The organism is Mesobacillus selenatarsenatis SF-1 (assembly GCF_000813125.1).
In the GTDB taxonomy this organism is placed as follows: Bacteria; Bacillota; Bacilli; order Bacillales; family Cytobacillaceae; genus Mesobacillus; species Mesobacillus selenatarsenatis.
On record NZ_BASE01000079.1, the window covers coordinates 20079 to 32629 of the forward strand.

A 12551-nucleotide genomic window follows, 5' to 3' on the forward strand; every position below is an offset into this window, starting at 1 on the left:
CCTCCTAATGTTATTCTGTTGTCATTATAATGGATTAGATCACTCAAGACTATATACTTCAATTAATTTATTAAAGATCACTTCGGATAATTTATTTATTTCATGCCGCGAATATTAAAAATTCCACATAAAAAAAGCAGTCCAAATCTGGACTGCTTGGCATTACTTCCGCTTATAAATCAAAAATTCGTAATCATAGGGGTTTTTTTCATCTCTTAGTCCGATTTCCCTGGATTCGAGCTCCCACTTATCAATGTCGAACACCGGGAAAAACGTATCTCCTTCAAACTGATGATGAATCATCGTAAGGTACAGCTTGTCTGCATGCTGAAGGACTTCTTTGAATATTTCCGCACCGCCGATGACGAAAATTTCTTCAGATTGATTCTTAGCGGCATAGGCTAACATTTCCTCAATTGAATGCATCACTGTACAGCCCTCTGGATCGTAATTATCATCACGTGTAATAACGATATTTTCTCTGCCTGGAAGAGGCTTTCCGATCGAATCATATGTTTTCCTTCCCATGGCAATCGGATGTCCTATCGTCACACGCTTAAAGAACTTCAAGTCCTCCGGAAGCCTCCAGGGGAGCTGGTTATGGTATCCGATGACTCGATTTTCATCCATTGCCCATATTAATGATATCATACACTGACAGCCCCTTTGATATGCGGATGCGCTTCATAATTAACCAACTCGAAGTCTTCATATTTAAAATCAAATATTGATTTGACTTCAGGGTTGATTTTCATTTGTGGCAATGGCTTAGGATCCCGGGTAAGCTGCAGTTTAACCTGCTCCACGTGGTTCGAGTAAATATGTGTATCCCCGAAAGTATGAACGAACTCACCAGGCTCAAGATCGCAGACATGAGCGACCATTAAGGTCAGTAAAGCATAGGAAGCGATGTTGAATGGCACGCCCAGGAACACATCAGCCGATCTTTGGTACAGCTGGCAGGAAAGCTTGCCATCAGCTACATAAAACTGAAACATGCAATGACATGGAGGCAAGGCCATTTTATCGATTTCAGCCACATTCCAGGCATTGACAATCATCCTTCTCGAATCAGGATTAGTTTTAATTGTATGAATCAACTCTGAAATCTGGTCTACCGTATCTCCATTTGCACCTGTCCATGAACGCCATTGGCTGCCATAGACCGGGCCCAATTCTCCATTTTCATCTGCCCATTCATTCCAGATGCGCACCCCATTTTCCTGCAGGTATTTCACGTTTGTATCACCATTCAGGAACCATAGAAGTTCATGGATGATTGATCTTAAGTGTAGTTTTTTGGTTGTTAGCAGCGGAAATCCATCTTGGAGATTAAAGCGCATTTGATAGCCGAAAGTACTGATGGTGCCAGTACCTGTCCGATCCTCTTTTTTTACACCAGTATTTAAGACATGTTCGCAAAGTTCTAGATATTGTTTCATGAATTTCCCTGCCCTTCAAAACGTTCGATTTCTTTTTCTTATTTTAGCAAATAAATCAATAATGGTGGAAGGATATACCCTTATTTTGAATTCTCTTATTACTTTGCTATGGGATTCCGTATTTCCTGCCAAGATACATTAGAATAGTCAGAAAAGCACAAGCGCCTTGGTCAGCCCCGACAACCGCTGGAGGCCCAACCTGTGAAGTCGTTCTTTGACTTCATTGGGCGGATCGAAGCGACTCGAGGGGCTAGGCGCTGCAGCTAGACAATTCTCGAAGTGGAAATTTATACTTTCTTATCTGGCAAAAAAGGCCTACTTAAGGCCTTCGATATATTGATAGGTTTGCGGTGCAGCTTCCTTAAGCAGTTTTGCCGACAGTCCGCCAATATAGAACATCGCAAAGCTTTCGGCAAAGTATTCCTCAGGATAATCAAGGAAATAGGCCCGGCCTGGGAAGAGCAGCCTGCTTTCATTCTTCCAGATTTTCAAAAATCTTTCTTCATGCCTGATTCCGTCATAAACATGGCGGTCAAGAGAATGTGCGAGTTCATGCAATTCTAGGTTCACAGATCCATGGCCCTTCCCTTTCTCACTGCTGCCAATTTTCACAAGAACGGTCCTTGAACCTCCAATTCCTGGGACCTGATCCCAGGTCTTTTCAGATGTATAACCTCGCGGAACAATCCCCTTTAAGTGGCTGGCACTTGGATTATCCGTCAATCTGCCTTCAAATAACTTCACTTTAATATTGCTGTCTACCGCTTTAAGGATCATGCTATCAGGAAGGAGCATAAGCCTGTTAATAATCTGCGCTGCTTCCCCTTGATCAAAGTCATTTTCCGGCAGAACAATCAACTTACCGGCAAGAAGGACGTTTTCCGTCTGCAGGGATTCATATAATAGGGATTGTTTAGGATATTCATATAGAAAAATGCCGTCCATATTGGCATTGGAACTGCCAAGCAGTGTAAAGGAAAGTACGATAACAACGAATATTTGAAAAACTTTACGCATTGTTTATCCCCTTTCCTGAAGTGTATTACTGAAGATGTAAAATGGGTGAATGAGTTGTAATTTTGAGGATATTCTCTATAGTAACCTACTAAAATTATAACATATGACTGCTTGCCTGCTGACTGAGAATTTTAGGAAGCCTCCTGAAATTGCAAATCAAAAAAACTCATCCAAATCAAGAGTTGGATGAGCTTTTTAATGATGGAGCAGTTATTGCTGATTACTATTATTATAATTTTCCATTAGCTGGTTCAAGCGCTGCTGCCCCTCTTTACGGAGCCGCTTGTTTTCTTCCTCGATGGTTTTAGTCTCCTTCATTCCCTTCAGGATGATATGAAAGCATTCTTCTAACGTTTCAATCTTGATGCCTGGCACACCTGAATGGCGGGCGATATCGACACTTTGGGCAGCAATATCCTTGGCATTTTTGATTAAAACCTCATTCGTCCTTCGATCGAGCTCTTTCATCGAATCAGCCACTAACTTTTGCCTTTTTGCAGCAATGGCCTGGATCAATCCGTTCTTGAAAATGGGAATAGTTGTAACGAACGCAGAGTTGATTTTGCCGATCAACTTCTCATTTCCACGCTGGAGCAGTTTTATTTGAGGTGCAGTCTGCATTGAGACCATTTTCGCTATACTAAGGTCATAGATTCTCTGTTCAAGAAGTTCAATTGCATTACGCAGTGAAACAAGTTCAATAGATGACAATTGATTCCCTTTCAAAGCATTCTGTTCAAGTTTGGGAAGCTTATTTGACTTCAGCTCATTCAGCTTCAACTCCGCAGCGACCACATATTTTTCAAGTGTCAGGTAATACTGATGATTCTGTTCATACATACGTTCAAGCATGGTCGCCGTTTCTGTCATTTCACACTTGTATTCAGATATTTTTATATATACCTGTTCGATTTCCTTTCCCATCGACTGGTATTTTCTATACAGCCTATCCATCATCTTCCCGTTTTTCTTGAATAGCTTGCTTAAGATTCCACCGGTTGCTTTTTGAAAATCCTTTTTGTCAAAACGATTCATCACCTTGCCTAGCTGCTTAAGCAAGTCCTCCAAATTGGATGTCCGCATAATATCAAGAATTTGATCAGAGTAACGGGAAATCGCAACCGCTGGCTCTTTTCCGTACTCGAGTATATCGATGCTATTTTTTTCATCAATGCTCCTAGCCAGCTCTTGAACCTCATGCTCATTCCTCAATGCTAACTTAATATCGGAAACCGGCGCTTCACCACTAGACCTATCAATTGACGAGCTGATATTTTGATCATGGGTTGGATTCATCAGCTTAATCTCTCCTTAGGATTTTTGAGATACCTTGGAAAAACACCTTTTTCAGGACGGAAGGCTCCTTTAGCTCTTGTTCAAATTCTATTTCCTCCAGCCAGTGGGATACAAAGGAGCTTTGATCGATGTAGTTTTCTATGTCACTTTGACCAGCTGGGTTATAAATCACTATATCAATTCCAAATTGATTTAATAACAATAAGAGTGCAGCATCTGGTCTTGTCAGTGTTCCATTAAGCTGGTTGTTAAATATAATCAGCTTGGGCACATGCTGCGAGTAGTCAAATTTCTGAAGCATTTTCAGAATCGACTCCGGTATCTGCATCGATTGGTTAAATAAATATACCTTGACATCATCCTCTTTCTCACTATTCCTCAGCTTAAGCTTCGGCGCTGCACATATATTCCTGATTGCTGAAGCCAGCCCTTTTTGAAGACCAGATGGCAGATGACTATATTTCCAAAAATGGGCACTAGTCATCTTTTCCAGATTGAGCAGTCCGCCATGATCCAAAGACTTTTGATAATGATATCGGAAATCATTGTTCGCACCTGGAGAAAAGGGCAAACTTTTAACCAGATGGCTATTTTCCTGAAGAATCAAGCCATGGAGACGGTTCCAATATTCACGGCGATTATTAGCGATGCCATTGATCTTTGCAAATAAGACTGGAATCCTTACAGTCTTATTCTGCAATTCGAAATTCGGCCTGAACATTGCCTTTTCCGTGGCAACTAGAAATAATTCGGAGTACGTTGACTTCAAGGTAATAGAATTGGATATGTACTCTCTCAGTTGCCACGGCTTATATATCACTGTGCCATCGTGGTCGAGGATTTTCTCGATTTCCTTAGATGCCCTGAACGCCACTGTAGTAGTCTGCATCCGCCTTTCTGCTGGAAACGGCTCCGGATCACTAGTATCAGGGAAAATATGATAAAAAGTTTTTAATCTATCTTTTTCTGAAATTGATAAAGGGTCATTCCCGGCTGGTGTGAAGGTAACCAGGTCGCAACCAAGCTCAATTAGAAAGTAAACTAGATACTGGTGACTTTTCCTGTAGTTCCCATACCAAATAAAAGCAGGCATCTCAACATCGGGATCCGCATCCATAAGATGGTGTTCGAGATGGAATATCCAATTAATGACATCATTAAAAACCTCAACAAACTCCTTGTTCTCGAGACAGCCTTTTTCATTAAAGGAGTACAGGTCAAACATTTTTATCGCGGCTTCCCTTATTTGTCTGTTTATCAGAAAATGATCTGTAGTAAGCAGCAGCTTTTCTTCATCCAGCTGTGTTACAAGACCTTTTATTGATAAATTTGATTCATTGATATATCTGCTAATTTTTTCGATTGATTTAATATGGTTTAGAGCATTTGATTTTTTTAACGATGAGTCGCTTAACAAAATTAGCCCGTGCGAATGAACATAATCATACAGTTTGTTATAATAAGCATCTTCATCATGAGGAATGCCAATGAACCTGGCTATCACTTGACCGATATGCGTGCAAGGACCCTCTTTTTTGTAAAAAAGACGCTCATTTGGAGAAGTATTTAACAGGTCCAAACAATTGTCATATGTAACAGGCAATGGGTGTTTGATTAATTTGGTCTTTATTGGGTACATAGAATCACTTCCCGCTGAGGACGATAGTCTAAAATCAATGATCTAAATTGTCTGATTATACTAATTATCATACCATATATAATGAAGCATCTTTTGTCTTGTAATAGCAGTACGGACGACATTATCAAAGGTTTCATGAAAGTTCATAAATCCTGAATTTCACCTTTATCCCTGTCCATGCATATAAATGAATACTTAAACCTGGAAGGTGAATTCACATGCGATTTATTATTAAAAGAGAGCCTATTGAGGATTTGCGGTTGGAGTTGCGGAAGGTCACCCAAGCAATGTGTTCAGGGCATCTTGTTTTAGTTGATCTATTATTCTATTCATTTATTTTCACCGTCTTAATCATTCCGGCAGCATCTCCTTTACTCCACTTCACAGGCACCTTTTTACTCATATATGTATCATTTGCCTGCATATTCTTGTTTGTCAGGAGGTCATTAAGAGAAATCACCGATTATCACGATAAGTAGACTTTATGTTCAATTAGGAAAATAAAAAAAGGAACAGACCTGTATCCGGTATCCGTTCCTGGGTTCCTTTATTGGACATTCTTTTGCTGCTCACTTGCTTCAGCTTTTTTCTTGTTCAAGTAGTGGACAACAAACGTTGCCGTAAAAGTAATCAGCAACAGAATAAAGAAATGGGCATGTTCTATATGGATGCCAAAGACGCCAGCCAACATTTTTCCGGATATGATAAAAATCAGGATATATGCAGTCGTCTCAAGTTCAGGGATCTTTTCAATCAATCTAAGGAATATCCCCGCAACTCCTCGCATCATCAGAACACCCAGCATACCGCCAAGAAGCAAGACCCACACTTCCTCGCTGATGCCCAAAGCCGCAAGGACACTGTCCACTGAGAACGCTATATCCATTAATTCCACTGCAGCAACCGTACCCCAGAATGTACCAAACAACCGGATCAGCAGGCCGCTTTGGTTGATTCCTGCGACTTCCTCGTTACCCTGACTCTCCCCTTTTTTCTTCTCGATGAAGTATTTAATTGCCAGCCAGGCCAGATAACCAGCACCGAGTACTTTCACCCACCAGAACTCAATTAAATAAACACCTATCCCAATTGCGATGAACCTGAACGCATATGCGCCCAGTAATCCATAGAACAACGCTCTTTTCCTCTGTTTATCCGGCAAGTGTTTTACCATCACTGCCAGTACCAGGGCATTATCAGCAGATAAAAGCCCTTCGAGAATGACGAGCGTTCCGATTAGCCCCCAACTGACAGGATCCGTTAAAACCTCGACCCACATATCCCAATTGAAAAACTGGACATAAGTATCAACAAACCCTTGTAGTATTTCTGCCATTCTAGATGTTCCTCCCATTTTTTTGGTTCTTAGGAATTGTATAGAAAAACCCAGCATAAGCCGGGCTTCTATAAAAACTTATTTCGTTTTTCTCAATTTAAGTCCTAAATCAGCCAAAATAAATGAGATTCATGCTTGTTTTATTGTTCAACACAGCAGTTTTACTGGAGGTAATCCTCAACTTTTCCATTTAGGCGGAGTATTTTTCGCCCAGAAAATTCTCCCTAGCTCATAATGTGTCTGAAAGTTATCATGATAAGTGTGATAATGGAAATTAAACCAGAAACCATCCTTCGGTGGCTGGTCCCTTCTGACGTGAAACCGGATAATATCCTTCCCATTATCCCCGATTATGTGGAATATCTTTTCAGACTCCCCACCACCAGGTATTTCCGTGATCCGGAGAGAATTCAGCTTTTCTCCGGGATACTGGAAAGCTACCATTTCGATCGCCTTTTCAATGTTTGGCAAAATAGTTTGCCTGAAATCATCCTCAATCACAGGGCCAATTTTCGCGCCGAATTTCTGGAAAGATTGTTGTTCGGCTTCCATCATTGTCCTGTGTATGAACATCTCCCTCTCCTCTTCCTCATCTAAGGGAACATCGAGCGAATCAACGAAACTTGTTTCAGCGGCGGTCGATTTTTCAGATCTTTCTGTTGTGGTTGTCAGAAACCCATTCACCTGGGCAGGAGACACCATCCCAAATGTAACCATGGAGATCACGACAACAAGCGATTTGCGCAGCCATGCGGGCATGTGGATCACATCCTTATGTAAATAGGAATAATCATCTGTAAAAATATCAATCTGTCTAAGTTAAATATATACATGTGTAGTAATAACCTGAATCGGTCATAATAAAAAAATATGCTTAGTATTATTATAACTTGTTTATACGTAAAATTGGGCAAAGGGTTTCAGATTTTTCAAAAATGGTAATAAGGAAATATTAGAGGCTTTAATTGAAGTTAAAAAGGGAGGTCATAAGTATGGAGTGGGTCGCTGTTGCAGTCAGCCTAATTACGCTTGCTTATTTTGTCTATTTGGCAATTGCGGATTAAATAGGAAATGAATGGACGGACAGTAAGCATCTCTTTATTGTCCGTCACGAAAAATATTTCTCCGGACTATTTCATTAATAGTCGAGTTTGTTACATCCAAAAAGGATGAGGGCTAGCCTCATTCTTTTTCTATGACTCCAAAATGGAATTTTGCAGTTTTTCTTCTGAATACTTCGAAGCCAAAATCATCAAATCGGCTGCTTCTGAAATGGTCTTTCAGGACTACTCGTTTACTGGCAACACGGTATGCATGTTCAATGACTTCTTGTGAGAGTCCATCGTATACAGCGAAGCGGGTAAGCCCCCTGATTCCATCTGACTCTAATATCGATTCATCGAACATCGGGTCAAAATAAACACAATCTACGCTGTTATCTTCTTGCGCCTTGAGGAAATCCAGTGAATATCCTTGCAGCGCTTTTATTTTGTCCATAGCCTTATCCATGGCTTCTAATCCTGAATCCCATGACTTGAGTCCAGTTTTGACTAAAAATGCGAGTTCCGGCCTTGCTTCTATTCCTATGACAGAACCTGACTCACCTATTACAAAGCTAGCTACGATACTATCCGAACCAAGACCGAGTGAACAGTCAAGAAAACTCATCCCTTCCTGCAATTTTGCTGCATCTATGAGAGGATCGCTTTCCCCTTTCATTAATCTTTTGATTCGGAACATAGCAGAATTCGGGTGAAAAAAGAAAGGTTCTGAAGCTCCCAGCGGAAAAAGCTCAAGCCGGTCTTTGCCAACTACCAGGCAGTCATCCTTCACGATTTCCTGAATTGCCGATACTGACCTTTTTTTCCTTGGAACGAAATCCACTTTGAGCTCAAAGGCTATAGCTCTTGCTTTAGCTGTCATATTTTCATTTGTCCTGCCTGCTGTTGTCACAAACAAACCTAACACCCCTGACACTGATTTGGATACAAAGAAAAGGACGTCCGTAGACATCCTTTTCGAACTTTTGCTTTTTGTTATAAATATAATACACTTAAAAGTTGTCCATTAGTTTTCCCTTTGTTGAAACCATCAAGTGTCTAGCAATGAGAATCAAAGGCAGATGTTAAGTTATCCATGATTGCTTCCATTGGCTGTCCTTCGATATCATGGCGAGGAATGAAGTGAACAACTTCTTTGCCTTTCAATAAAGCCATTGAAGGTGAAGATGGCTCAAGATCTGTAAAGTACTCACGCATTTTTGCAGTCGCTTCCTTGTCCTGGCCAGCAAACACAGTCACAAGATGGTCTGGTTTCTTTACACTTCTTAAGATTGCCTGAGTTGCTGACGGACGAGCAAGACCTGCAGCACAGCCACAAACAGAGTTAACCACCACAAGTGTCGTTCCTTCAACATTCTCCATGAATTCCACAACTTCATCCGCAGTAAGCAATTCCTTGAAATCTGCACGTGTCAATTCCTCACGCATCGGCTTTACCATTTGTCTCATATATTCTTCATATGCCATTGACATAAATAATTCCCTCCCAAACGATAGTTTGCAGTGTTAGCATACTATATAATTTATACCAAACGCAATAAAAGAACGTTTCACTCTAGGAGTGTACAGGCTCATGGACTGTTTTTCCTTCGAAATGATCCGTTACTGCGCCTTTGGAGGAACAAGATACTAGTCTGGCGTATTTAGCCAATGCTCCTCTCTTCGGTAGTGGCGGCGGAGTCCAGTTTTGCCTGCGGGCAACAAGTTCTTCCTCACTCAAGGCAACTGAAATGAGCCTCTGTTCACTATCAACCGTGATCAAATCTCCATCTTTTATCAAAGCAATCGGACCGCCAACCTGTGCTTCTGGAGCAATATGGCCTATAACCAGACCATGGCTCCCCCCGGAGAATCTCCCGTCTGTAAGAAGAGCGACACTTTCTCCAAGGCCTTTCCCAACAAGTATCGCTGATAAGCTCAGCATTTCCGGCATTCCTGGACCGCCTTTCGGTCCTTCATACCGGATCACCAATACATCTCCAGCGACAATTTCATCAGACATTACTGCTTTGGACGCAGACTCCTCATCATTAAAAACCTTTGCAGGACCAGTCATAGTTTTGACCTTCAAGCCCGATACTTTCGCTACAGCGCCGTCTGGTGCAAGATTTCCTTTTAAAACAACTAGCGGTCCGTCCTTTCTAAAAGGCTGTTCCGCAGGTCGGATTACTTTTTGGCCAGGTTTTAAGTCAGGAAAATCCATAAGGTTCTCTTCTATTGTTTTCCCTGTAACTGTGAGGCAATTGCCGTGCATCATTCCCTCTTTTAAAAGAAGTTTCATGACTGCCGGAACTCCTCCAGCCTCAAAAAGGTCTTGCATGACATATTTACCGCTTGGCTTCAAGTCAGCGAGATGAGGTACCTTTTCCTGAATTGTATTGAAATCATCCAGTGTCAAGTCGACTTCAGCAGCATGTGCAATGGCCATTAAATGCAGGACAGCATTCGTGGATCCGCCGAGTGCCATAACGACTGTAATCGCATTTTCAAATGCTTCCTTCGTTAAAATCTGTCTTGGGCGGATATCCTGCTCAAGCATCTGATAGACTACTTCTCCCGCTTTATAACAATCCTCTCGCTTTTCATCTGTTTCAGCTGGATGTGATGAACTCCCCGGAAGGCTCATTCCGAGAGCCTCGATTGCGCTGGCCATTGTATTTGCTGTGTACATTCCTCCACAGGAACCGGATCCTGGGCAAGCGTGACATTCAATCTTATGAAGCTGTTCATCTCCGATTGCGCCCTTATTATATTGGCCAACCCCTTCGAACGCTGATACTATGTCAATATCCTTGTCATCAAGTTTGCCAGGCTTGATCGTGCCCCCATAGACAAAAACAGAAGGAAGGTCCATTCTGGCAATCGCCATCATACAGCCAGGCATATTTTTATCACAGCCCCCAATTGCCACGAACCCATCAAGGCTTTCCCCCTGGACCACCGTTTCGATCGAATCAGCTATTAAGTCACGGCTCGGAAGCGAATAGCGCATTCCATCTGTCCCCATCGATATTCCATCTGATACTGTGATCGTGTTGAAAATCAAAGGTGCTCCACCAGCTGCCCTGGCACCCTCTTTTGCCTTTACTGCGAGCTTATCTATATGTATATTACAAGGAGTCACCTCACTCCATGTACTCGCTATCCCAATCATCGGTTTCCTGAAATCATCGTCACTGAATCCAACCGCCCGGAGCATGGCCCTGTTCGGCGCCTTTCTGGCATCATCGCTGAATACATGGCTCTTGATTCTTAAATCTTTCTCCATTCAATATCCCTCCCGATTTTTTATTCACTACAATAACTCTTTTTCGGGACAAACACAATAATTATCTAAATATTTTAATTATTACAAATAAGTAAGCGGATACATTTCCAAATTACCGGGTGAACCTCATTTTTAAAAAAAACACTCTGGACGTATAACTTAACATCCAGAGTGTCTTGATAATTTTTTTATTGTTTTCTGGCTTCCGTCATCTGTTTCCAGACTGAGCCTTTTGCTTCCTCGCCATGCTCAATACGGGCAAGCGCCAGTTTCACCTGCATGCTAACTTCGAATTCAGGATCATCTTGGGCGTCCTTTAATGAAGGCAGTGCTCTTTCATCCCCAACTTCGTACAGGAACATAGCGCCCCTCCAGCGGACAAGCTTGCTTGAGTCCTTAAGTGCCTCCATCATTTCATCCATTGCTTCTGAGAAACCAAGGTCTGATAAGCAGTCACCTGCTGTCCTGCGAACAGTAACCGTTTTGTCTTTCAAAGCTTTGTACAGCAATGGCAGGACCTTTTTGTCCTCAATCATTCCTAAGTAAACGGTGGCCAAACGGCGTATGGATGCTTTCTCATCTTGTAAAGCTTTTTCAAGCACCGGTAAGTCCTCAATAGTTGGATCTTCCATTTGCTCAAGCAGCTGGTACCTTATCCGCCAATCCGGATTCTCCAAGTCAGCTTCTGTTATCCTGATTTTTTTCTTTGCTTCTTTGATCTGTGCTTCCTGACCAGGGTTCTTGGCAAGCTTCACAAGCTCCTCCAGCCTCTCAGGAGGATATGCCGCTAAAAGCTCTTCCACTACATCATTTCCTACCTGATCGATATCTCCGTAACGGACTCCGAGTTCCTTCCACCGGCGGACCATCACAACATTATCCTCCGGAGTCTGTACCTCACCTACTTTTGTCACGAATGATTCTGGCATTCCAAACCGCTTCTCTTCAGTGCCGTCCGTTAGTTTCAACTGCATGGGAATTCCCTTATATACTTGCACAAGGACTTTTACTTCCCCAAAATGCTCATTGATTTCAGGTGTACCATCCCCTGATTCCTCTGCGTCTTCTCCGAATGCTTTCCTGACCTCTGGAAGGATTACTTTCCAGTCATATTTTGCATTTCTTTCGACTGCCAGGAAATCTGCAACATGGTAAACCCCTTTTACCCCATCAATTTCGAGTATGTTCACAACGACTTCAGGTGCCCCGGCCGCTGAGTCCTTTTTATAATTATTGCTCTTGCCCATAGGAAGTTCTTCATCCAGATTGATCTTCATCGTATTCGGGCTTGGCGTTGGTTCAATTGATACAATTTTCACATTCCCACCCCTTTATATTTTTCAGGAATGATGCCATTTTAACATAGTGGAGAATAGATAGCATTTCGTAGCCCTTCACACCGAAGTCGTCGTGGGTTCAGACAGTTTTTCTTCTTTTCCCACTGAATCTGTCCGAAGTTGCTCCGGCTTCGGACAGCTTTTCCTCTTTTTCA

General features: G+C 42.0%; 11 protein-coding genes. All 11 read right to left on the reverse strand.

Annotated features, from left to right (window positions below):
- Window positions 1-162 precede the first annotated feature (162 nt).
- Entirely contained in the window at window positions 163-651 is a 489-nt protein-coding gene (locus tag TY49_RS16255; protein ID WP_041966958.1) for a dihydrofolate reductase, read from the reverse strand.
- Window positions 648-1442: a thymidylate synthase gene (locus TY49_RS16260; RefSeq protein ID WP_041966959.1), complete on the reverse strand. Its 795-nt coding sequence runs from the start codon at window positions 1440-1442 to the stop codon at window positions 648-650. Before TY49_RS16260 ends, TY49_RS16255 begins: the two co-directional genes overlap by 4 nt.
- Window positions 1443-1757: 315 nt before the next feature.
- Complete coding sequence (locus TY49_RS16265) at window positions 1758-2459, reverse strand: anthrax toxin lethal factor-related metalloendopeptidase (protein WP_041966960.1); 702 nt, start codon at window positions 2457-2459, stop codon at window positions 1758-1760.
- Window positions 2460-2669: 210 nt separating this feature from the next.
- The gene (locus TY49_RS16270; protein ID WP_041966961.1) at window positions 2670-3755 is read right to left on the reverse strand and encodes a toxic anion resistance protein; all 1086 of its coding nucleotides are present in this window, start codon (window positions 3753-3755) and stop codon (window positions 2670-2672) included.
- Window positions 3756-3759: 4 nt separating this feature from the next.
- Window positions 3760-5394: a YceG family protein gene (locus TY49_RS16275; RefSeq protein ID WP_084135514.1), complete on the reverse strand. Its 1635-nt coding sequence runs from the start codon at window positions 5392-5394 to the stop codon at window positions 3760-3762.
- A 547-nt stretch (window positions 5395-5941) separates the two neighbouring features.
- Complete coding sequence (locus tag TY49_RS16280) at window positions 5942-6730, reverse strand: TerC family protein (RefSeq protein ID WP_041966962.1); 789 nt, start codon at window positions 6728-6730, stop codon at window positions 5942-5944.
- A 177-nt stretch (window positions 6731-6907) separates the two neighbouring features.
- Window positions 6908-7489, reverse strand: coding sequence for a YpjP family protein (locus TY49_RS16285; RefSeq protein WP_041966963.1), 582 nt, complete (start codon window positions 7487-7489; stop codon window positions 6908-6910).
- A gap of 423 nt (window positions 7490-7912) precedes the next feature.
- On the reverse strand, window positions 7913-8689 hold the full coding sequence (locus tag TY49_RS16290) for a class I SAM-dependent methyltransferase (protein ID WP_041966964.1): 777 nt from the start codon (window positions 8687-8689) through the stop codon (window positions 7913-7915).
- Window positions 8690-8829: 140 nt separating this feature from the next.
- Entirely contained in the window at window positions 8830-9264 is a 435-nt protein-coding gene (locus tag TY49_RS16295; protein ID WP_041966965.1) for a BrxA/BrxB family bacilliredoxin, read from the reverse strand.
- A gap of 82 nt (window positions 9265-9346) precedes the next feature.
- On the reverse strand, window positions 9347-11059 hold the full coding sequence (gene ilvD, locus TY49_RS16300) for a dihydroxy-acid dehydratase (RefSeq protein WP_041966966.1): 1713 nt from the start codon (window positions 11057-11059) through the stop codon (window positions 9347-9349).
- 188 nt (window positions 11060-11247) lie between these two features.
- Window positions 11248-12378: a conserved virulence factor C family protein gene (locus TY49_RS16305; protein WP_041966967.1), complete on the reverse strand. Its 1131-nt coding sequence runs from the start codon at window positions 12376-12378 to the stop codon at window positions 11248-11250.
- Window positions 12379-12551: the final 173 nt, after the last annotated feature.

Excerpts from the sequence above, each read along its gene's own strand:
- TY49_RS16255 (WP_041966958.1), bottom strand. The coding sequence starts at position 651 with ATGATATCATTAATATGGGCAATGGATGAAAATCGAGTCATCGGATAC.
- TY49_RS16260 (WP_041966959.1), bottom strand. The coding sequence starts at position 1,442 with ATGAAACAATATCTAGAACTTTGCGAACATGTCTTAAATACTGGTGTA.
- TY49_RS16265 (WP_041966960.1), bottom strand. The coding sequence starts at position 2,459 with ATGCGTAAAGTTTTTCAAATATTCGTTGTTATCGTACTTTCCTTTACA.
- TY49_RS16270 (WP_041966961.1), bottom strand. The coding sequence starts at position 3,755 with ATGAATCCAACCCATGATCAAAATATCAGCTCGTCAATTGATAGGTCT.
- TY49_RS16275 (WP_084135514.1), bottom strand. The coding sequence starts at position 5,394 with ATGTACCCAATAAAGACCAAATTAATCAAACACCCATTGCCTGTTACA.
- TY49_RS16280 (WP_041966962.1), bottom strand. The coding sequence starts at position 6,730 with ATGGCAGAAATACTACAAGGGTTTGTTGATACTTATGTCCAGTTTTTC.
- TY49_RS16285 (WP_041966963.1), bottom strand. The coding sequence starts at position 7,489 with ATGCCCGCATGGCTGCGCAAATCGCTTGTTGTCGTGATCTCCATGGTT.
- TY49_RS16295 (WP_041966965.1), bottom strand. The coding sequence starts at position 9,264 with ATGTCAATGGCATATGAAGAATATATGAGACAAATGGTAAAGCCGATG.
- ilvD (WP_041966966.1), bottom strand. The coding sequence starts at position 11,059 with ATGGAGAAAGATTTAAGAATCAAGAGCCATGTATTCAGCGATGATGCC.